Source organism: Streptococcus sp. A22 (assembly GCF_043674215.1).
GTDB classification, from domain to species: domain Bacteria; phylum Bacillota; class Bacilli; order Lactobacillales; family Streptococcaceae; genus Streptococcus; species Streptococcus suis_V.
Genome location: NZ_JBIMJQ010000009.1, coordinates 37,559 through 57,674 on the forward strand (window position 1 = coordinate 37,559; position 20,116 = coordinate 57,674).

The window sequence follows — 20,116 nt, forward strand, 5'->3', positions numbered from 1 at the left end:
TGGTATAATAGTAGTAAGAATGCAGTTGAAATGAGGCATAGAATGCAAGATAAAAACTTAGTGACGGTGAATCTGACCAACGAAATGAAAAGCTCATTCATTGACTATGCGATGAGTGTCATTGTTTCTCGTGCACTGCCAGATGTGCGTGACGGTCTTAAGCCGGTTCATCGCCGTATTTTGTATGGAATGAACGAATTGGGAATCACTCCCGACAAGCCCCATAAGAAATCTGCCCGTATCACGGGTGATGTTATGGGTAAATACCATCCGCATGGGGATTTTGCCATCTATGAGGCCATGGTCCGTATGGCCCAGTGGTGGTCTTATCGCCACATGTTAGTTGATGGTCACGGGAACTTTGGTTCCATGGACGGGGACGGTGCCGCTGCCCAGCGTTACACTGAAGCTCGGATGAGCAAGATTGCGTTAGAAATGTTGCGTGATATTAACAAAAATACCGTTAATTTCGCGGACAACTATGATTCCAGCGAGCGTGAGCCAGAGGTATTGCCAGCACGATTCCCCAACCTTTTGGTCAACGGGACGACAGGTATCGCCGTTGGTATGGCAACCAATATTCCGCCGCATAATCTGGGTGAAACCATTGATGCGGTCAAGCTGGTTATGGACAATCCAGAAGTCACCACTCGTGAAATTATGGAGGTTTTACCGGGGCCTGACTTTCCAACGGGAGCCCTGGTTATGGGTAAATCAGGTATTCACCGTGCTTACGAGACTGGTAAGGGATCGATTACCCTGCGCTCGCGCACGGAGATTGAAGAATATGGCAATGGCCGTGAGCGGATTGTTGTAACGGAATTTCCTTACATGGTCAACAAATCCAAGGTTCAAGAACATATCGTTCGCTTGGTGCAGGAAAAACGGATTGACGGTATTACCGCGGTCCGTGATGAGTCCAACCGTGAGGGTGTTCGTTTCGTCATTGAGGTGCGTCGTGATGCCTCTGCCAACGTGATTTTGAACAATCTCTTCAAGCAGACCCAGCTCCAAACCAACTTTAGTTTCAACATGTTGGCTATTCAAAATGGTGTTCCGAAAATCCTTTCTGTTCGTCAGATTTTGGAATCCTATATCGAGCATCAAAAAGAAGTAGTAACCCGTCGGACCCAGTTTGACAAGGAGAAGGCTGAGGCACGTGCCCATATTTTAGAAGGCTTGCTGATTGCGCTGGATCATATTGACGAGGTTATTCGTATCATCCGCAATTCGGAAACGGATGCTATTGCCCAAGCAGAATTGATGGCCAAATTCAATCTTTCAGAGCGTCAGAGCCAGGCTATTCTGGATATGCGTCTCCGTCGTCTGACAGGATTGGAACGTGATAAGATTCAGTCTGAATATGATGAATTGATAGCTTTGATTGCTGATTTGGCGGATATTTTGGCCAAGCCAGAGCGTGTGATTCTCATCATCAAGGAAGAGCTGGACGAAGTGAAGCGCAAGTATGCGGATGAACGTCGGACAGAATTGATGGTCGGTGAGGTCTTGTCACTAGAAGACGAGGACTTGATTGAAGAGGCAGATGTCTTGATTACCTTGTCAAACCAGGGCTATATCAAGCGTTTGGCCCAGGATGAATTCCACGCTCAGAAACGTGGTGGACGCGGTGTTCAGGGGACAGGTGTCAAGGACGACGACTTTGTCCGTGAACTGGTGTCAACCAGCACCCATGACCGTCTGCTCTTCTTTACCAACAAAGGCCGTGTTTACCGTCTGAAAGGTTACGAAATTCCTGAATACGGTCGGACCGCCAAGGGCTTGCCAGTGGTCAATCTCCTCAAACTGGAGGAAAATGAGTCCATCCAGACCATTATCAATGTGACCAAGGAGCAGGAAGATGGCCATTATCTCTTCTTTGCGACCCGTCAGGGGATTGTCAAACGTACCAGCGTGTCCGAATTTGGCAATATCCGCCAAAATGGTCTCAAGGCTCTGAATTTGAAAGAAGATGATGAACTCATCAATGTTTTCTTGACAGATGGTCAGGCAGATGTCATTATGGGAACCAAGTTTGGCTATACTGTACGCTTTACGGAGACAGCTGTCCGCGGTATGAGCCGTATTGCAACGGGTGTCAAAGGGATTACCCTGCGAGACGGTGACCAGGTGGTCGGAGCGACCATGATTTCCGATGACCAGGAAGTTCTGGTGCTATCCGAGAAGGGCTTTGGCAAACGGACGCCTGCGAGTGAGTATCCGACAAAAGGTCGCGGTGGTAAGGGAATTATCACCATGAAAGTGGCAGAAAAGAATGGTCCATTGGCTGGATTGATTACGGTGTCAGGCACTGAGGACATCATGGTGATTACAGATACAGGTGTCATTATTCGGACCAGCGTTGCCAATATTTCGCAAACAGGTCGTTCGACTATGGGTGTCAAGGTAATGAGACTGGATCAGGAAGCGAAAATCATGACCTTTGCACTGGTTGATGCTGCAGAAGACGAAGAAAATACGGAAGAAGAGGATAAGTAATGACAAAGGATAAGAAAAGGAAAGCAAGACTGGGGTCATGGTTGAGAAATCTTGCAATAGGTCTCCTAATGCTCATCTCGCTAGCCTTGATTTTCAACACATCGATCCGCAATATGATGATTGCCTGGAACAGTAATAAGTATCAGGTAACCAAAGTATCCAAGGAAGAAATTGCTAGCAATAAAGAGGTGGACACTACATTTGATTTTGCTCAAGTAGAATCTATCTCTACGGAAGCTGTTATGAAGGCCCAGTGGGAAGCGCAGCAGCTGCCAGTTATTGGAGGGATTGCTATCCCAGATTTGAAGATTAACTTGCCAATTTTCAAAGGTCTTTCAAACGTTGCCCTCATGTATGGAGCGGGCACCATGAAAGAAACGCAAGAAATGGGTAAAGGCAACTATTCGCTAGCCAGCCACCATATTTTTGGTATGGCTGGAGCCAGTGAAACTCTCTTTTCTCCTCTTGAAAATGCCAAAGAGGGGATGAAGATTTATTTGACTGACAAGGAAAACATCTACGTTTATAACGTGAAAAGTGTTCAGTCAGTGACGCCTGATAGTGTCTATGTCATCGATGATGTTGAAGGGCAAAATGAGATTACGCTGGTTACCTGTGAAGACTTGGCTGCCACCATGCGGACCATTGTTAAGGGCGACTTAGAAGAAGTGATTCCTTATGACCAGGCTGATGGCGAAACACTCAAATACTTTGAACAAACATATAATCAGGTTCAACTATAAATTGATTTGTCAAAAGGGTAGAATTTCTATCCTTTTTTCAATTTTTTTTACGAACAGATAGGTGAGGAGGATTTTATGTATCAAATTGATTTTAAGGAAGAAGCACTGATGCCCCGTGAACGCTTGTTAGAATTGGGGCCGGAACGCCTGAGTAACCAGGAACTCCTGGCTATTTTCATCCGTACGGGTACAAAAAAGGAGCCGGTTTCTATCTTGTCCAACAATCTACACAATCAGCTGGAAAATCTGGCGGCTCTAAGGGATTTGTCTATTGAGGAATTGCAGAGTTTGACTGGGATTGGTCGGGTCAAGGCGATTGAGATAAAGGCCATGATTGAGCTTGGTAAGCGCATCAATCAGTCTGAGATTTTGCTCAACGATCGTATTTTGGGTAGTGAAAAACTGGGGCGTAAAATGATTCAGGAGATTGGACAGCAGAAGCAGGAGCATCTGGTCGCCCTCTATCTCAACACTCAGAATCAGGTCATCCACCAAAAAACAGTCTTTATCGGCAGTGTCAATCGCAGTATTGCAGAGCCCAGGGAGATTTTGCACTATGCAGTCAAGTGTATGGCGACCTCGATTATCATCGTTCACAATCATCCGTCAGGCTCTGTACAGCCGAGTAAAAACGATTTGCTCTTTACCAAAAATTTAAAGGATTCTTGTGAGACTTTGGGTCTGGTTCTCTTGGATCATCTCATTGTCGGGCAGAAGGACTATTATTCTTTCAGGGAAGAGAGTGAATTATTTTAGTATCAAAAAACAGGGTTAGTCGAAACTAACTCTGTTTTGCTCTCTTATTCGCCTTTTCTCATAAAATAAAGGAGTGTTTGCAGTTCGCTGGTCAAATCCACATATTGGACAACCACATCTTTTGGTACAGAGAGGTTAACTGGTGAGAAGCTGAGGATTCCTTTGACACCGGACTCAACGAGCACATCAGCTACTTCCTGGGCTTTAACACTTGGGACGGTCAATATGGCAGTTTGTGAATCAGCCTCGGCAATCCGTTCCTTCAATTCAGAAATGGCATAGATTGGAATAGATTCATCAACTGTGCCCACAGCTGGATTATCATCTGCTTCAAAAGCCATAACAATCTTCATTTTATTTCGCTCGTGGAACTTATAGTGGAGTAGGGCACGTCCCATGTTACCAACCCCTATGAGCATAACGTTGGTGATGGAATTGTCATTTAAAATTTCAGCAAAAAATTCCATCAATTTTTGGACGTCATAGCCAAAACCACGGCGACCTAGTTCACCGAAATAAGAAAAATCACGGCGGACAGTTGCAGAATCAATTCCGATAGCTTCTGCAATATCTTTTGAGCTGGCCTTGTCAATATTGCTAGCGTGGAATCGCTTGAAAATGCGGTAATATAAGGAAAGTCGCTTGGCCGTGGCCCGGGGGATGTCAGCGTTTTTTATGTTCTTCACTCTTTTCTCCTTCTAGCTGTAGGACACCGGTTACTGGTCAGATAGATTTCACAATCTTTTGTAAATCGTATCAAAAATTTGCAAGGGATTGCAAAACCGATAACATCACTATCAGCTTGTTTGTTAATTCACTTCTTTCTTCTATTTTAGTCTATGTTTGTGAAAAAATCAACAGATTGATTTGAAAAAAAGACCAAACAACTCGGTCTTTCTATAGGGTTTGAAAATAGCGATAGAGGTCTCCGACGGTGCCTTGGAAGTCAAGAGCTTGTCCGTCCTTGAGAATGCGGGTAACAGGGTAATAATCTGGTAGGGTGACACAGCCTGCAAAGGCCAATTTAGCCTCATCCAGATTATCAAATTGTTGAACCCGTTCTAGTTTGTAGGCATCAGTGTAGTAGATTTCAATCATCTTAGGCCTCTTTTGTAAATATATCTCGGTCGACCAGGCTATCCATGAGGAAGTAGAATTTTTCCTGAATAACTGGATTGCTGCCTGGTTTGAAAATGTTAATCAAACGAAGACCAGACTTGTCTGTGATGTTGATTTTGAAACCAGTCAAATCTTGGTTGATGATAATTTTTAATAGGAAACCTTGCCCAGAATTGGGAACTTCTTCTAGTAGGCGTTCCAGCTGATAGTGGCCAGCCTTGGTTTGCTCAAAGGTATTGTCACGCAGGGTGTATTTTTTGATACCCGAGCTGATATGATAGGTAAAGTTACAATCTTTTAAGCGTACAGTTTTTTCAAATGCCATTTTATCCTCCTATTATCTTGTGTAATTCAGTGATGAGTGCATCAATATCAGTAGTCGTATTGCTTTCTGAGAAACTGATGCGGATGGATTCTTTCAGTCGTGGAGAATCTTTTCCATACATAGCCTCAAGGACATGACTGTTTTGTACAACACCTGCTGTGCAGGCAGAACCACTTGAAACTGCGATTCCGGCTAGATCTAGGCGCATGAGCACCTGCTCATTGAGTTGACCAGGAAAGCCAAGATTGATGATATGAGGAAGGTGGTCGCCAGTTTGATTGATGTAGTAGTCGGTGTCGGCCAGGTGGTAGATGAGGTGTTCTTTTAGGGAAGTGATGTATTGAAGATCTTGGTCCCTTTTAGCAGTTTGCTCTTTGAGGGCTGTGGCCATCGCTGCAATGGCAGGGAGGTTTTCTGTTCCTGCACGATGTTGATTTTCTTGCTTACCGCCATGTATGAGTGCATCAAATTTAGGCAATCTTGAATAGAGGAAACCAATACCTTTTGGGCCATGAAATTTATGGGCAGCAGCAGATAGGAAATCAATTCCTAGTTTTTCAGGCTGAACAGGCAATTTTCCCATGACCTGCACTGCATCAACATGGAAAACTGCCTGGTGGTCTGCTAGTAACTGTCCAATTTCTTGGATAGGGAGCAGTTGGCCAGTTTCATTATTGGCAAACATGCTGCTAACCAGAATGGTGTCTGGTCTAAGTGCATCTTTGATCTGCTGGGCTGTGATGATTTGGTCGATTGGCTGGATATAGGTCACTTCAAAGCCAAAGCGTTCCTCCAGATACTGCATGGTATGGAGGACTGCATGGTGTTCAATGGCAGTAGTGATAAGGTGTTTGCCCTTGTCCTGATGGGCCAGAGCATAGCCTTGAATGGCTAAATTATTGGCCTCAGAGCCTCCAGATGTGAAGATTAAGTTATCAGGACGGACCGACAAGATATCAGCTATATCCTGTCGTGCCTGTCTGAGAACCTGATTAGCCTTGCGACCAGCACCGTGGATGCTAGACGGATTGCCATAGATGTCTGCAGCGACTTCCGTCATCCGTTCTAGGGCAGCCGGTGACAGGGCAGTCGTAGCTGCATTATCTAAATAAATCAAGTGTAACTCCTAGTTTTATTTAAGTGGGCTGTTAAATTTGAAAAGTGGGCTCAATGGCTGGTGTTCTTGAATGCGGTGGATAGCGTCAGCAATCAAGTTGCTAGCCGTGATGAAAGCAATATTATTAGGATGTTGTTCCTTGCTGGCAACAGAGTCTGTGACCAAAATTTCCTTGATAGGAGAGTTGTCCAAGAGTTCCGCAGCAGTCCCAGCGAAAAGTCCATGACTGGCAACGGCGTAAATTTCAGTTGCACCACCGTCTTGAACAATTTTGGATGCTTGAGAGAAAGTGCGGCCTGTATTTAGAATATCGTCGACCAGGATGGCTTTCTTCCCAGCAACATCACCGATGATATAGCCTTCGGCACGTTCCGAATCGTCTTGGGCGTAGTCAATGATAGCAATCGGTGCATTCAAAAATTCTGCGATATTACGAGCGCGCTTGATTCCTGAATTTTTGGGACTAACGATGACCACATCGTCGTTGCAGAGGCCTTTTTCCATGTAGTAGGACGCAAAGAGTGGCTCTGTCAGGAGATTATCCACTGGAATATCAAAGAAACCTTGAATCTGTGATGCGTGGAGGTCCAGGGTTAGAACGCGGTCGACACCGGCTTTTACCAACATATTTGCTACTAGTTTAGCAGTGATTGGTTCGCGTGGAGAGGCTGTGCGGTCTTGACGAGCGTAGCCAAAATACGGCATGACAGCGGTAATGGTGTTGGCAGAGGCACGCTTACAAGCGTCAATCATAATCAAGAGTTCCCACAAGTGATTGTTTACTGGGTAGCTAGTTGATTGGATGATATAGACATCAACACCACGGACTGATTCCTCAATGTTAATCTGGATTTCACCGTCAGAAAATTGACGTGAAGACATTTTTCCAAGAGGAATACCGGCTGATTCTGCAATTTTTTCAGCGATATCACGGTTACTGTTGAGAGAGAATAATTTAATGTTATGTTCACCAAGTGGTTGTACCATTTTGACTAACTCCTTTTTATAACCCTACTTTTTCATAAAAGCAATGAAACATAGATAGATTTATTTTACCAAAAAAACGGACAATTTTCAGTAGTAAAGTCAAAAATCAGCCTTATTGGGCTGATTTTATCTGGGCTGCGGTGCGGGCGACCTTGCTGCTGGCGTATTTGAATTGGATGGATTGTTTTTTTAGGTAGTCGTCAAAGAGGATTTTGCCTTCTTCGGCATCGGCTACTTCAACCTCTAGTTCATAATCAAGAAAGCCGGCATAGTCATTTTCATCCAGGGCCATGAGACCGATAGAGGTCTCTTTTTCATAGCGTTTGGTGGTCAAGCTACCCCAGACGGCTAGGTTATCAAGAGGGACATCGGTGGCTGAAATGATGTCAGTAATCTGTCCTTTTGGCAGTTGAAAATTGGTCAGCAATTGTCGTGCAGTATCGATGTCTAGAGCTTGATTGTATTCCTGATTGCCAATCTCCTGGGGAATTTTTAGGGTCAGCTCTGCCATGTCCTCAAAGGTCCGAATACGGAGGGAAAATCGGTTGCTTTTCATATCTAAATCCGGCGTGTCTATGTAATGATTGGTCTGCATGACAGGCTGGACATCTGCGAAATCGGGTAGCAGTCGAAGATATTCAGATTTGGTTAATAATGTTTTGTACTCAATTTCCAGATGGTTTTTCATACTGTAAACCCCTTTCATATGGTATAATAATCTTTGTGTTATTCTAATACAATTTATAGGATTTGACAAGAAAGGAGCCGTATGGAGTTTAATTGGGAAGAATTTTTAGACCCCTATATTCAGACTGTCGGGGAGTTGAAAATTAAGCTGCGTGGTATTCGAAAGCAGTACCGCAAGTTTAACCGCCATTCTCCCATTGAATTTGTGACGGGGCGGGTCAAGCCTATCGAGTCTATTCAGGAAAAGATGGCTCTGCGGCATATCAAGCTAGAAAATCTGGCCCAGGACATGCAGGATATTGCCGGTCTGAGGATCATGGTCCAGTTTGTGGATGACATTGAGGAGGTCTTGGCTATTTTGCGCAAGCGCAAGGACATGCAGATTGTCCATGAGCGGGACTATATCAAGTACATGAAAGCATCGGGCTATCGTTCCTATCATGTGGTCGTTGAGTATCCGGTGGATACGATCAATGGCAGCAAGACCGTCCTAGCAGAAATCCAGATTCGAACACTTTCTATGAACTTTTGGGCGACTATTGAACATTCGCTTAATTACAAGTATAAGGGAAATTTCCCTGAGGAAATCAAGAAACGGCTGGAAATTACAGCCAAGATTGCCTACGAACTAGACGAGGAGATGCGTAAAATCCGCAACGACATTCAGGAGGCTCAGGCTCTTTTTGACCCTGCCCACCGCAAGCTGAATGACGGTGTCGGAAATAGTGATGATTCAGATGAAGAATACAGATAGAAAAAAAATCGCTCTGCTCGCCAGCCGAAATCCCAAGAGTGAGGCGGTGTCTAAGGAACTTTGGACCAAGCTCAAAGAGGCGAATTTTATCCTCACACCCAAGAATCCAGATATTGTCATTTCCATTGGTGGAGATGGCATGCTCCTATCGGCCTTTCATAAGTATGAGAAACTCATCGATAGGGTCCGCTTTGTCGGTATTCATACGGGGCATCTGGGTTTTTACACGGATTATCGGGATTTTGAAGTGGACAAGCTAGTAGAGAATTTGAAGTTGGACAGGGGAGCTCGTGTTTCCTATCCCATTCTTAATGTCAAGGTCAAACTCAATGATGGCCGGGTAATCACGGCGCGTGCCCTCAATGAGGCGACTATCAAGCGCCTGACCAAGACCATGGTGGCTGATATTATCATCAACCATGTTCCCTTCGAGCGTTTTCGTGGGGATGGCATATCGGTATCGACACCGACTGGTTCAACGGCCTACAATAAGTCGCTGGGGGGCGCTGTCCTTCATCCGACTATTGAGGCTCTGCAGATTGCAGAAGTGGCCAGTCTGAACAATCGGGTCTACCGGACGCTGGGGTCATCAGTCGTAGTACCGAAAAAGGACAAGATTGTTATCGAGCCCCAGCATGATGACCGCTATTCTATTGCAGTGGACAATAAGACCTATGTCTACGACAATATTAAGAGCATTGAATACCAGATTGACAATAGTAAAATCCATTTTGTCGCATCGCCCAGCCATACTAGCTTTTGGAATCGGGTCAAAGATGCCTTTATCGGCGAGGTGGAGTAATGCGGTTTGAATTTATAGCCGACCAGCACACCAAAATCAAGACCTTCCTGAAGAAACACGGGGTGTCCAAGGGATTGCTGGCTAAAATCAAGTACACTGGTGGAGCTATTTTGGTTAACGACCAGCCACAGAATGCTACTTACTTGCTTGATATTGGCGATAGAGTTACAATTGATATACCAGCTGAAGCGGATTTGACAGGTAGTTTGGAACCTATTTCCTTTCCCCTGGACATTGTCTATGAGGATGACCATTTTTTAGCTATCAATAAGCCGGTTGGCTATGCCTCCATTCCTAGCAGTCTTCATTCGTCGACCATTGCCAACTTTGTCAAGGGTTACTTGGTCGAGCAGGACTATGAAAACAAGCAGGTCCACATAGTGACTCGTCTGGATAGGGATACGTCTGGGGTCATGCTCTTTGCTAAGCACGGCTATGCCCATGCCCGCCTAGACAAGCAGTTGCAGGCCAAGCTGATTCACAAACGCTATTATGCCCTAGTTAAGGGGGGAGGTGTTTTGGAACAGGAAGGGGATATTATTGCTCCGATTGGTCGACCGGAAGATAGTATTATTACCCGTTGTGTGACTAAGACGGGTAAATATGCCCACACTTCCTATAAGGTGGTCCAGTCCTGGGGAGACATTCACCTGGTGGACATTCAGTTGCACACTGGTCGAACCCACCAGATTCGTGTTCATTTTTCCCACATTGGATTTCCTTTGCTAGGGGATGATATGTATGGTGGCAGTTTAGAATGTGGTATTCAACGTCAGGCCTTGCATTGTCACAATTTGGCTTTTGACAATCCTTTCTCAGCCCAAAGGATTTACTTGGAAGCTCCACTTCCAGACGATTTTCAGGCTGTTATTACATCGTTAACTAATAAATAATATTTAAAAGGAGAATTTAAATGGAAATTCGGAATTTATTTGGTGAAATGAAGCAAAAAATCGTAGGTAAAAAACTACGTATTGTTTTCCCAGAAGGTACAGATGAGCGCGTCGTGCGTGCAGCAGCTCGTTTGAAATTTGAAGGTTTGGTAGAGCCTATCATCCTTGGTGTGCCGGAAGATGTTCATACTTTGTTGACAGACTTTGGTTTCTCAAACCCTGGTATTACGGTTATTGACCCAAATAATTATGCCAACTTTGATGCTATGAAACATGAATTTGTAACACTTCGTAAAGGCAAGGTTGATGAAGCGCAAGCTGATGAAATTTTGCGTGATGTCAACTACTTTGGTGTGATGTTGGTGCAAATGGGGTTAGCAGAAGGGATGGTTTCTGGTGCGATCCACTCAACAGCAGATACTGTACGTCCTGCCCTTCAAATTATTAAGACAAAACCAGGTGTAAAACGTACTTCAGGTGTCTTCTTGATGGTTAAAGACCAGCACAAGTTTGTCTTTGGAGACTGTGCAATTAACATTGAACCAGACGCAGAAACCTTGGCTGAGATTGCCATCCAATCAGCAGAAACTGCTAAGACATTTGGAATCGATCCAAAAGTGGCTATGATTTCATACTCAACAAAAGGGTCAGGTTCAGGTCCACGTGTTGATAAGGTAGTGGAAGCAACTCGCTTGGCTCAGGAACTTCGTCCAGATCTATTGATTGATGGAGAATTGCAGATGGATGCTGCCCTGGTTCCAGATACAGCTCGTTTGAAAGCACCTGGAAGTCCAGTAGCAGGTCAAGCCAATGTCTTTGTCTTCCCGGCTATTGAAGCAGGGAATATTACTTATAAGGTAGTGGAGCGTCTTGGTGGTTATGAAGCAGTTGGTCCAGTTTTGCAAGGTTTGAACAAGCCTGTCAACGACCTTTCTCGTGGTTGTAGTTCAGAAGACGTCTACAAACTTGGTATTATCACAGCAGCTCAGGCTGTAGACGCTTTGTAAGCTTATGACATTTATTCTACGATATGTCAGGGATTACCTGAAAGAAGTTACACTAGCTCCTCTATTCAAACTATTGGAGGCCTGCTTTGAACTCCTTGTTCCCTTGGCTATTGCCCATATCGTTGATACTATTATTCCACATGGCAATCAGGGAGACCTGGTTGCTATGCTTTTACTCCTGACAGGATTGGCAATTGTGGGAGTTCTAGTATCTATTTTAGGGCAATATTATTCAGCCAAGGCAGCAGTTGGGGTGACCAAGCAGTTGACAGAGGACCTGTTTGAAAAAGTCTTATCTTTGCCGCATGCTAGTCAGGATACTTTGTCCCGCTCATCAATTTTGACGCGCTTGACCAGTGATACCTTGCAGATTCAAGCAGGAATCAATATTTTCTTGCGCCTGTTTCTACGGGCTCCGATTGTGGTCTTTGGTGCTCTCTTCATGGCCTTCTATATCAGTCCTAGCCTTTCTCTCTATTTTCTGGGGATGATTGCTGTTTTGCTGGTGATTGTGGCAGGTATTACGGCGGCTGTCAGCCGCTATCTCTTATCGATTCGTAGAGATTTGGACAGCTTGGTAGGGCAGGTGCGTGAAACGGTTACGGGCTGGCGAGTCATTCGTGCCTTTGGCCAGGTAGCGAGAGAAGTTGCTCATTTTCAAGCCCTCAATCTGGCCTATAAAAATAGACAGTTACAGGCTGGTTACTGGTCTAGCCTGCTGTCGCCACTGACTTTTCTGGTGGTTAATGCGACCTTGATGATTTTGATTTGGCAAGGAAATCTAGCCATTTCTAACAATCTGCTAGAGCAAGGGATGCTGATTGCCCTAATCAATTATCTCCTGCAAATCTTGGCGGAGCTAGTCAAGATGGTCATGGTTGTCTCATCTATCAACCAGTCTTATATCGCTGGTCAACGGATTCAGGAAATTTTCAAGCAAGAATCCGAAGACCTGGAAGGCACTCTGCCAGTCCTGCAAGCCAATGACCCAGCTGATGTTTTTGCACTATACAAGCTGGATTTTGCCTATCCCAATGCTGCTGAACAGGCCCTGTCAGGAATTTCTATTCAGATAAAGAAAGGTCAGTTTATCGGCATCATCGGTGGTACGGGTGCTGGTAAGACGACCTTGGTCAATCTCTTACAGGCCTTTTATCCGATGCCAGCTAATCAATTGATGTACTTTATTGATGGAAAGAGTCCTGTGAATCTCAAAACCTGGCGGGCTAATTGTGCCACCGTTGCCCAGCAGGCTCAGCTCTTTGCTGGAACTGTCCGCTCAAATCTTACCTTGGGACTGGCTGATAGTTCCGAAGAACGCATTTGGTGGGCCCTGAAGATTGCTCAGGCGGATGGATTTGTGGCAGAAAAGGGCGGTTTGGATAGTCCTGTAGCAGCCTTTGGGAAGAATTTTTCCGGTGGACAACGGCAACGGTTGACCATTGCGCGTGCTCTCTTGAAAGAAGCACCTGTTTTGATTTTGGATGATGCGACGTCGGCCCTGGACTATCTGACAGAGAGCCGTCTCTTGCAGGCTATCAAGGAGGAATTGCCTGACCAAACCTTGATTATGGTGTCTCAACGGACCAATAGCCTGAAGACGGCGGATCAAATTTTGGTGCTGGACCAGGGACAGCAGGTGGGGCTAGGTCGTCATCAAGACTTGCTAGAAAGCTCTGCTATTTACCGTGAAATTGACCAATCCCAGCATGGAGAGGAGAGCAGCCATGAAGAAAACTAGTCTGCATCAATTGACGGGACTGGTCCTAAAACAGCCCATTCGTCTGACTCTGCTCTTGCTGGCGACACTGGCTCAGGTCCTTCTGACCGTCTATCTTCCTATCCTTATCGGTCGGGCAGTCGACGCGGTCTTGGTAGCAGATAGCCAGGTCTTGCTGGAGATTCTGCTGCAGATGTTTGTCGTCATTCTGGCCAATGGCCTGGTCCAGTGGTATCTGCCCTTGGTCACCAATCGCCTGGTCTATGATATGGTGGCAGACTTGCGGGAGCAGGTCTATGTCAAATTGCACCAGTTGCCCCTTTCCTATCTGGATAGGCAGTCAACGGGGGACTTGGTTGCACGATTTTCCAGTGATAGTGAACAGCTGACTAACGGTCTTTTGATGGTCTTCAACCAGTTTTTCGCTGGAATTTTGACCATTCTCTTGACCATTTTTACCATGGCAGGTTTGGATCTTGTCATGATGCTTTTGGTTGTTGCCTTGACCCCACTGTCTCTTTTTGTGGCGCGTTTTATTGCAAAGAAGAGCTATACTTACTACAGTCGCCAGACCCAGGCGCGTGGGCAGCAAGCTCAGCTCTTAGAGGAGACCATTAGCCAGCTCAGTCTGGTGCAGGCCTTCAATGCCCAAGACCAGTTTAAGAAGCAGTTCCAGCAGGTCAATGGCGACTACGCTCATTATTTGCAGAAGGCAATATTTGCTTCGTCTACGGTTAATCCGACTACCCGATTTGTCAATGCCCTGATTTATGCGCTTTTGACAGGTCTTGGAGCACTTCGCATCATGCAGGGGACCTTTACAGTCGGCTCTCTGACTACCTTTCTCAACTATGCCAGCCAGTACAGCAAGCCTTTTAACGATATTTCTTCTGTCCTATCGGAATTGCAGAGCGCTTTAGCTTGTGCAGACAGGCTCTTTGCCCTTGTTAATCTAGCTAGCGAAGAGGATAGGGCAGAGCGGACAATTGACTCGGATCAGTTGCAGGGGGCTATTTCCTTTGAAAATGTATCTTTCTCTTATCAGCCTGAAAAATCGCTCATTGAGGACCTGACGATTGATGTTACCTCTGGTCAAAAGGTGGCTATTGTTGGTCCGACTGGCGCAGGGAAATCGACCATGATTAATCTGCTCATGCGTTTTTACGATGTCAATGCTGGTCAGATTGTCCTGGACGGTGTGCCTATTTCCCAATACAGCCGAGAGGATTTGCGGCGGCAGATTGGCATGGTTCTCCAAGAAACCTGGATAAAATCAGGAACTATCCATGAAAATATTGCCTATGGATATCCTCATGCGACTAGGGAATGGGTTATCGAGGTGGCCAAGGCAGCCAATGCGGATTTCTTTATTCGTCAATTGCCCCAAGGATATGATACTGTCCTGACAGATGGCGGCGCCTCTCTATCGCAGGGTCAACGGCAATTGCTGTCGATTGCGCGCGTTTTTGTCAAAATCCCTAAAATCTTAATTTTGGATGAGGCGACCTCGTCGATTGACACACGGACGGAGTTATTGGTTCAAGAAGCCTTTGCCAAATTGATGCAAGGACGGACCAGCTTTATCATTGCCCATCGCCTATCAACCATCCAATCAGCTGACTTGATTTTGGTCATGGTAGATGGAAAAATTGTCGAACAAGGCAATCATAGGGAATTGATGGATGCGCAAGGTTTTTATTACCAGATGCAGATGAGCCAGCAGGCTGCTGAACAGTAGGTAAGCAACATTTCATACTACAGACAGGGAGTTAGTCACAGCTAGCTCCCTTTCTTTGTGCTATACTAGAATTATGTTAGATTTGAAAGAATATGGAATTGACATGTGGTCAGAAGAGAAGATTGTCGCCTTTCGCAAGGCTCTTCTTGATTGGTATGATGAGCACAAACGAGACCTGCCTTGGCGACGAACATCGGATCCCTACGCCATTTGGGTGTCGGAGATTATGTTGCAACAGACGCGTGTGGATACGGTCATTCCTTACTATGAGCGCTTTCTCCACCATCTGCCGACTATCAGAGACTTGGCAGAGGCACCGGAAGAAGTCATTCTCAAATTGTGGGAAGGGTTGGGCTATTATTCTCGTGTCCGCAATATGCAAAAAGCGGCCCAAGATATGGTTGAACGGTTCGATGGTTCCTTTCCCAAGACACACGCAGAAATTTCCAGTCTAAAAGGCATTGGTCCCTACACAGCTGGTGCTATTTCTAGTATTGCCTTCGGTTTGCCGGAGCCTGCGGTAGACGGCAACGTCATGCGCGTGCTCAGCCGTTTGTTTGAAGTGGATTATGACATTGGTCTCCCTGCGAATCGCAAGATTTTTCAAGCCATGATGGACATCTTGATTGACCCAGCTAGACCGGGAGACTTTAACCAAGCCCTGATGGATTTGGGTTCAGATATTGAGGCGCCTGCCAATCCACGGCCAGAAGAAAGTCCCGTGAAGGACTTTAGTGCAGCCTATCTCAATGGCACAATGGACAAATATCCTATCAAGGTACCCAAGAGAAAGCCTGTCCCAGTCGCCTATCAAGGCTTTCTCATTCGCAATCAGGATAATCAATTTCTCCTTGAGAAAAATACCGACGCTGGACTCTTATCAGGATTTTGGTCTTTTCCGCTTTTGGAAAAAGGGGCTATCCTAGCCAAACAAGTTTCCTTGTTTGAAGTGGCAGAAGAGCCGGAGCAGCCTGATATGAAGCTGCGCTTTACAGAAGAATATGGTCTGACTATTGACTGGCAGGAGCAAGAATTTGAGACCGTTCAGCATATTTTCAGCCACCGCAAATGGCAGATTGAGTTGATAGAAGGAGTGGCAAGTCAGTCGGATTTACCAGCTAATCGTGAATTAAAATGGGTTTCGGTTGAAGATTTCCATACCTATCCCTTTGCCAAGCCACAGCAGAAAATGTGGGATGAGTTTAACAAAAATTTTAAAAAATAAGTTTGTTTTTTGCACACAATTATTTGAATTTATTTTGAAAAAGTGTTATATTAACATTGTAGATAGAAAGATGTTCTCATTTATTCTTTCGCAAACTAGCTATTGCCCCCTAAGGCAGTAACTAGAGGAAGGTCTGCTTCAGTTCCACCCATCTATTTATGATATTCTTTATTCACAACCTTATTTTCATTGGCTTGCTGCCCGTTCAAACTTGGGAAATACCGACCTGGTATTTCCAGAGAAGATCGTCAGTCATTGATTGATTTTCGGATATTATATTTAGAACACTGTAAAAAATAAAGCAATCTCCACACTTTAGACAATTGAAAATTAATAGAAAATGGGTAGCAATCGAAGCATATTAGTTTTTAATCATTAACTTCTGGAGTCGGACCTTCCTGATAATAACCACTAACCGAGTTTCAAACGAAGCTCGGTTTTTGAGTTTATAGGTTCTTCCAACCACAAGTCATTGATTGGGTTAGTGACCGAGCAGAAGCGGTTGTGATAGTGATTGGATGAATGAATTTCTGCACCAATTGTCAGAAGCTTATCAGATGACTACATTATTCTAGTCATGGACAATGCCATCTGGCATAAATCTCAGACATTGAATATCCCTGAGAATATAGAATTTACCTTTATTCCACCTTACACACCAGAGATGAACCCTATTGAGCAAGTCTGGGCCGAAATCCGCAAACGTGGTTTCAAGAATAAGATATTTAGAAGCTTGAATGAGGTTATTGATAAACTTCAAGAGGTTATTCAAAACCTATCTCCTTCTCAACTCAAATCAATTGTACGTAGAGATTGGAGTTTGGCTATTTTTGATTTTAGTTGAGTATAAATATGTCCATAGTGATGACTTTAACACGATTTCTAGCTTGTCTGGAATAGCGCAGGAAGTGATTTCTGATTGTGGCTTGTGTGCGTCCGTCAAGGATTGTAATGACTTTTAGCGAGTCAAAATTCTGAGCGATGAAACTCATTTTTCCTTTCTTGAAACTAGCTCAAACAGTCTATCCCCAGACTGTTTGACTCCCAGCTCATATTTTCAGGCAACCAATTCCAGTCGGTTTTAAATTGGAACTCATTTAGCTTGCGAATGACAGTTGAGGTAGAGAGATGGCAAGACGCTTAGTGATGTCGGTCATAGACTGTTTTTCAATGAGAGGTTGAGCTATTTTCTGGTGAACAATGGTTGAGATTTGGTGGTTTTCCTAGATCAGAGAGGTTTCTGCGACAGCCATTTTTCCGCAATTTTTACAGCGGAAACGGTGCTTTTTCAGGCGAATGAGAATTCGGTAACCAGCACACTCTAAGTAAGGAATTTTAGAGGTTTTCTGGAAATCGTATTTAGTCATTTGATCATGACAAGAGTGGTATTTAGGAGCTAAATAATCCAGTTTGGCAAGAATTTCCTTGTGATAAGTGCAGTCCTCATAGTCCAAAATAGTGATGTTGGGGTCTTTCGTTCCCAGTAAGTTTGTGATACTATCCTCGCTTTATTATTTCTGGGCTCGGGGATAAACAGTCACTTCCCTGACTGTTTATCTATTCCATATGATTCCTTTCTAATGATGATTTAGACGCTTTTCATTATAGGTCATATGGGACTTTTTTTCTACACTCAAAAAGGCTCCATAATCTCCAGAGGGGATTTACCCACTACAGTCTTATAGAGCCTAGTTTTGTGGGTGGTTTTTTGGTGTGTAGTGACGGGATGTCAATTTATTCATTCAGAAAATATAGAGCGTTTTCATTTTTTGTGATATAATAATCATAGTAAAAAGTGAGGAAAAGCCAATGACAGAGATTGATTATGGAAAAGTTACCGGTCTAGTTCATTCTACCGAAAGTTTTGGTTCAGTTGATGGACCTGGTGTTCGCTTTGTGGTCTTCATGCAAGGCTGTCACATGCGTTGCCAGTATTGTCACAATCCTGATACCTGGGATTTGGTTAACCCGGCAGCAACCGAGCGTACTGCTGAGGATGTCCTAAAAGAAGCTCTGCGTTTTCGGATGTTCTGGGGCAAGGAAGGTGGGATTACGGTGTCTGGTGGTGAAGCGACCATTCAGATTGATTTCTTGATTGCTCTCTTTACCCTGGCAAAAGAAAAAGGCATCCATACGACTTTAGATACCTGTGCCCTGACCTTCCGTTCGACTGAGCGTTATTTGGAAAAATACAACCGTCTCATGGAAGTGACCGACTTGGTGCTCTTAGATATCAAGGAAATCAATCCTGACCAGCATCGTATTGTTACAGGTCATAGTAATAAAACTATTTTAGAGTGTGCTCGTTACCTATCGGATATTGGCAAGCCTGTTTGGATTCGACATGTCTTGGTTCCAGGATTGACAGACCGAGATGAGGACCTGGTTGAGTTGGGCAAATTTGTCAAAACCTTGAACAATGTCGAGCGCTTTGAAGTTCTGCCTTATCACAATTTAGGTGAATTTAAGTGGAGAGAGTTGGGGAGACCTTACCCGCTGGAGGGGACAAAGCCGCCGACTAGGGCGCGTGTGGAAAATGCAAAGACCTTGATGGAGACGGAGTCTTATCAGGATTATTTGAATCGGATTAGAGGATGATTGAGAAAGATAGATTTATTCAGAACAAAGAAAACTTCGCTATATTTTCTGTGGTTAGCCTTCTTTTGATGACCTTGCTGAGTGGTTGGATTGTTTTTGATAAGATGGAATCCCCAGCTGTTGATAGTGGTCTGACACAGAAGCAGAGGACTATCAATCAAATGATGGAAGGTATGACTATAGAGGATAAGATTGGTCAATTATTTTTAGGGCATATTCCTGAGCAAGAGGCTGAACAGATTGTTGGGGCCTATTATCTAGGAGGTTATATGCTGGAATCCAAAGATGTAGAAGGTAAGTCGCTGAGTCAGCTAAAAAAAGACTTGGCAAGCTATCAAAAAGCCTCCAATATCCCCTTGCTTTTGGCTTCCAATGAGGAGGGAGGAGCTGTTAGTCAAATTAGTCCAATCTTGAAAGAACCTTTTGCATCACCGATGGAATTGTATGATGAGGGAGGTTTGGATGCTGTCCTGGAGGGAGCAAAATCCAAGGTTTCGGTTCTAAAGGATTTAGGTATTTCAGCGGGCTTTTTCCCGATTGCTGATGTTGTAACCAATCCCAGTTCACCCATTTATGAACGGACACTAGGCCAGGATGCCATGACAACATCTGACTACGTTCGTGAGGTCGTCACATTGCTCAAGGAAGAAAATTTTCTATCTACCTTGAAGCATTTCCCTGGTTCGAGTGAGACGGGTGATGCGATTACGGGGCTGGTCTATGATGACCGTCCTGTAGATGAATTGAGAAAGCAGGATTTCTTACCGTTTGAGGCAGGGATTGAAGCAGGAGCGGACTCAGTCATGGTCAGTCACATTATTCTGACTGCTGTTTCGGACCAACCGTCCTCTATATCACCTGAAGTGATGGCTATTTTACGTCAGGAGCTGGGCTTTGAAGGGGTTATTTTGACAGATGATTTTGATAAATTGAGTTTGTCAGAATTTCTTGATCAAAATGAAGCAGCCCTTCAGGCAATCGAGGCGGGGGCGGATATGATTTTGTCTTCCAACTTTACGAGTCAGATTCCCTATCTTTTGGACCAGGTAAAAAGAGGAAGACTAAGCGAGGACCGCATTGAGCAATCAGTGGAACGGATTTTGGGGATGAAATACGATTTAGGTTTGATAAAATAAAAGAGGTTAG

Annotated in this window: 18 protein-coding genes and 2 pseudogenes; 13 read left to right on the forward strand and 7 right to left on the reverse strand. The window is 44.6% G+C overall.

Annotated elements, in window-relative coordinates; genetic code table 11:
• Positions 1–42 precede the first annotated feature (42 nt).
• The 3 genes from gyrA to radC all read left to right on the forward strand — a co-directional run bounded on the left by gyrA (position 43) and on the right by radC (position 3,998).
• Positions 43–2,499: a DNA gyrase subunit A gene (gyrA, locus tag ACHBHN_RS05295; RefSeq protein WP_394733754.1), complete on the forward strand. Its 2,457-nt coding sequence runs from the start codon at positions 43–45 to the stop codon at positions 2,497–2,499.
• A complete protein-coding gene (locus tag ACHBHN_RS05300) occupies positions 2,499–3,242 on the forward strand; it encodes a class A sortase (RefSeq protein ID WP_167785651.1) in 744 nt (247 codons plus the stop codon). Before gyrA ends, ACHBHN_RS05300 begins: the two co-directional genes overlap by 1 nt.
• A gap of 75 nt (positions 3,243–3,317) precedes the next feature.
• The gene (gene radC / locus ACHBHN_RS05305) at positions 3,318–3,998 is read left to right on the forward strand and encodes a DNA repair protein RadC (protein ID WP_172059334.1); all 681 of its coding nucleotides are present in this window, start codon (positions 3,318–3,320) and stop codon (positions 3,996–3,998) included.
• Between the two features lie 44 nt (positions 3,999–4,042).
• Here radC and ACHBHN_RS05310 read toward each other — a convergent pair whose 3' ends face one another.
• The 6 genes from ACHBHN_RS05310 to ACHBHN_RS05335 form a co-directional block, all read right to left on the reverse strand.
• Complete coding sequence (locus ACHBHN_RS05310) at positions 4,043–4,684, reverse strand: redox-sensing transcriptional repressor Rex (protein WP_172009996.1); 642 nt, start codon at positions 4,682–4,684, stop codon at positions 4,043–4,045.
• A 211-nt stretch (positions 4,685–4,895) separates the two neighbouring features.
• Positions 4,896–5,096: a DUF4649 family protein gene (locus ACHBHN_RS05315; RefSeq protein ID WP_105110631.1), complete on the reverse strand. Its 201-nt coding sequence runs from the start codon at positions 5,094–5,096 to the stop codon at positions 4,896–4,898.
• Between the two features lies 1 nt (position 5,097).
• A complete protein-coding gene (locus tag ACHBHN_RS05320) occupies positions 5,098–5,442 on the reverse strand; it encodes a DUF1831 domain-containing protein (protein ID WP_105110632.1) in 345 nt (114 codons plus the stop codon).
• Position 5,443: 1 nt separating this feature from the next.
• Entirely contained in the window at positions 5,444–6,559 is a 1,116-nt protein-coding gene (locus tag ACHBHN_RS05325) for a cysteine desulfurase family protein (RefSeq protein WP_394733755.1), read from the reverse strand.
• Positions 6,560–6,574: 15 nt separating this feature from the next.
• Positions 6,575–7,546: a ribose-phosphate diphosphokinase gene (locus ACHBHN_RS05330; protein ID WP_172059332.1), complete on the reverse strand. Its 972-nt coding sequence runs from the start codon at positions 7,544–7,546 to the stop codon at positions 6,575–6,577.
• A gap of 112 nt (positions 7,547–7,658) precedes the next feature.
• Entirely contained in the window at positions 7,659–8,234 is a 576-nt protein-coding gene (locus ACHBHN_RS05335; protein WP_394731506.1) for a CYTH domain-containing protein, read from the reverse strand.
• 81 nt (positions 8,235–8,315) lie between these two features.
• Between ACHBHN_RS05335 and ACHBHN_RS05340 the strand changes: the two genes are divergently transcribed.
• The 8 genes and pseudogenes from ACHBHN_RS05340 to ACHBHN_RS05375 form a co-directional block, all read left to right on the forward strand.
• Complete coding sequence (locus ACHBHN_RS05340; RefSeq protein WP_105110636.1) at positions 8,316–8,987, forward strand: GTP pyrophosphokinase family protein; 672 nt, start codon at positions 8,316–8,318, stop codon at positions 8,985–8,987.
• Entirely contained in the window at positions 8,971–9,789 is an 819-nt protein-coding gene (locus ACHBHN_RS05345; protein ID WP_105110661.1) for an NAD kinase, read from the forward strand. The genes ACHBHN_RS05340 and ACHBHN_RS05345 overlap by 17 nt, the downstream gene beginning before the upstream one ends.
• Entirely contained in the window at positions 9,789–10,682 is an 894-nt protein-coding gene (locus ACHBHN_RS05350) for an RluA family pseudouridine synthase (protein ID WP_105161141.1), read from the forward strand. Before ACHBHN_RS05345 ends, ACHBHN_RS05350 begins: the two co-directional genes overlap by 1 nt.
• 20 nt (positions 10,683–10,702) lie before the next feature.
• A complete protein-coding gene (gene pta / locus ACHBHN_RS05355) occupies positions 10,703–11,689 on the forward strand; it encodes a phosphate acetyltransferase (RefSeq protein ID WP_170238547.1) in 987 nt (328 codons plus the stop codon).
• Positions 11,690–11,693: 4 nt separating this feature from the next.
• Complete coding sequence (locus ACHBHN_RS05360; protein ID WP_394733756.1) at positions 11,694–13,430, forward strand: ABC transporter ATP-binding protein; 1,737 nt, start codon at positions 11,694–11,696, stop codon at positions 13,428–13,430.
• On the forward strand, positions 13,399–15,147 hold the full coding sequence (locus ACHBHN_RS05365) for an ABC transporter ATP-binding protein (RefSeq protein WP_394733757.1): 1,749 nt from the start codon (positions 13,399–13,401) through the stop codon (positions 15,145–15,147). The genes ACHBHN_RS05360 and ACHBHN_RS05365 overlap by 32 nt, the downstream gene beginning before the upstream one ends.
• A 73-nt stretch (positions 15,148–15,220) precedes the next feature.
• A complete protein-coding gene (gene mutY / locus ACHBHN_RS05370) occupies positions 15,221–16,372 on the forward strand; it encodes an A/G-specific adenine glycosylase (RefSeq protein ID WP_394733758.1) in 1,152 nt (383 codons plus the stop codon).
• 500 nt (positions 16,373–16,872) lie between these two features.
• A pseudogene (locus ACHBHN_RS05375) lies at positions 16,873–17,216 on the forward strand (transposase); the annotation flags it as partial.
• 4 nt (positions 17,217–17,220) lie between these two features.
• Here the strand turns inward: ACHBHN_RS05375 and ACHBHN_RS05380 are convergent.
• Positions 17,221–17,868 (reverse strand): annotated as a pseudogene (locus ACHBHN_RS05380) (ISL3 family transposase); the annotation flags it as partial.
• 313 nt (positions 17,869–18,181) lie between these two features.
• Between ACHBHN_RS05380 and pflA the strand changes: the two are divergent.
• Entirely contained in the window at positions 18,182–18,970 is a 789-nt protein-coding gene (gene pflA / locus ACHBHN_RS05385) for a pyruvate formate-lyase-activating protein (RefSeq protein WP_105110643.1), read from the forward strand.
• A 68-nt stretch (positions 18,971–19,038) separates the two neighbouring features.
• Positions 19,039–20,106 carry a glycoside hydrolase family 3 N-terminal domain-containing protein gene (locus ACHBHN_RS05390; protein WP_394733759.1) on the forward strand — a complete coding sequence of 356 codons (1,068 nt, stop codon included), beginning with the start codon at positions 19,039–19,041 and terminating at the stop codon, positions 20,104–20,106.
• Positions 20,107–20,116: the final 10 nt, after the last annotated feature.